This window comes from Corynebacterium sp. AOP36-E1-14, assembly GCF_052377495.1.
Lineage (GTDB): Bacteria > Actinomycetota > Actinomycetes > Mycobacteriales > Mycobacteriaceae > Corynebacterium.
Window position 1 is genome coordinate 1 of sequence record NZ_JBQSWV010000065.1, and the last position, 1,733, is coordinate 1,733.

2 protein-coding genes are annotated in these 1,733 nt (G+C 55.4%); both read right to left on the reverse strand.

The window, feature by feature from the left end:
• Nucleotides 1-212: 212 nt before the first annotated feature.
• Entirely contained in the window at nucleotides 213-395 is a 183-nt protein-coding gene (locus ACT3TD_RS14740) for a helix-turn-helix transcriptional regulator (protein WP_444615234.1), read from the reverse strand.
• A gap of 515 nt (nucleotides 396-910) precedes the next feature.
• On the reverse strand, nucleotides 911-1,480 hold the full coding sequence (locus ACT3TD_RS14745) for an HNH endonuclease (RefSeq protein WP_444615235.1): 570 nt from the start codon (nucleotides 1,478-1,480) through the stop codon (nucleotides 911-913).
• Nucleotides 1,481-1,733: the final 253 nt, after the last annotated feature.

The following is a 1,733-nucleotide window of genomic DNA, read 5'->3' on the forward strand; positions in this document are numbered from 1 at the left end:
GATTAACTGCGCAAGTTGGGTGTTGTCGAGCAGCACTGTTCGCTGCCCGATGTGACCCACCTCGTGTAGCCACTTCCCGCCTTTTGTGCGGTAGGGCTTGATTAGGTCTGTCATGTCGGCTCCCTGCCGTATCATAATCGCGCTGATTGGCACCTCTCACCGCCGAACATCCCCTATTGGACTATCGGTAAGGGCGCGTGTGTTTCATCGTCTTAATTCGCTCTATTGTCCAAGTGCCGAATAATCGCACTCGCGGGCCAGTAGCTCGCCTGCCCCTGCTTCAGCGGCGGCACAAACTCCCCCGTCCGTACCCACCGGCGCACCGTCGTCGGTGTCACCCCGAAGGTTTTCGCGGTCTCACTCATCGTGAGGTACTGCTTCCCCTGAATCCTCATGTTCACCCCCTTTTTGTCAGCGCTCGCTGATTTTTGTTCTTTTTCAACCCTGTACTACCATACTACCACCCATTGCGGAAGGGTCATGGAAACACGGTTCTACATGCAGTTTCCCCAATTAACCGCCATTCCTAGAATCCGGCACCCTGAATGAATAACCGCAGGTCAAATGTGTAACGTTCACCAATGGTTATAAAAATACACAGCACCTTACCTGCGCATATCCACACAACCGGCACCGAAAACACTAGTATGACCGCGAATGTTCATCGACAAGACGCACTACCCCAACCGAAAAAGCGTCTACTCCAGTAGTACCACACGGCGTGACAACCATTTTCGACCTGCGGAAAAGTACGGAGGTGCCTTTGGTGCGCCTACGTCTATTATACCGCCGTTTTGTATCATCCCAGATCAGAGAATATTTTCAACAGTACCACGCGTGTGCAGAGTCGTTCCGAGCTGTGCTTTTCGTTCAACTCCGTACAACCATTCTCACGCTCGGGTGCGCCGTGCTAGACAGCGTCGCCATTCATCCGCTTGTACTTTGCGAGGTCCTCCGGTCGGGTTCTGTTACCCTTGGCGGAATTGCAACTATAGTGCGCTGCTTGAACATTTCCGTAGTGATGTTGACCGCCCTGGCTCAACGGTATTATGTGGTCAATCGTCCCTGCTCTTCGGTTCGGATGCCGCAGCTTCGGGTCGATTTCCATTCCACAGATCCCGCAACTCCAGCCGTCGCGATTCAGCACCGTTCCGGTGTCTACATTCTCGACGAAGGCGCCCAGGCGTGCGGCCCGTTGAGATGCAGCCCCTCGAGGCATCTCACGCTCGGGGTACATGGAGATTGTCAGGCCTTGTGTTGGAGACGCATCGTGACGACGTTCAGGCGGATCAGCGATTTCCCCCGGAGTACCGTTGGGTTTCTCCGCAGCCCACCCCATAACAGCGCAGAAAATTAACCAGATTATGGTCCATGCCCACGCCTGCCCTAGACTGAAGGCTTGTCCATCCCAAACCAAGGGGAGAACAAAAATACTCGACGCCACGGCCATTATCAGGCCCTTCTCCCAACCGCTTTGCATTCTCTTCCTCGTCCCTCTCAGGCACCCGTGGGGGTGTAGTCGATAGGGTAAGTATACCCCGCCAGGTAGTCCGCAGCGCAACGAGACAACCCCGCCGCCTGGATAGCGTCACTGACCCCCGGTGCGACAACAGGGCAAGCAGAACGGCTGATAGGCGCGTCGAACGGTGCCCTGGGTAAGTTCATGGGACGCAATCGCGGCAGGCTGTCAGCGGACTACGTGATACGTGTTGCAACCGCCTATGGGAAGAATC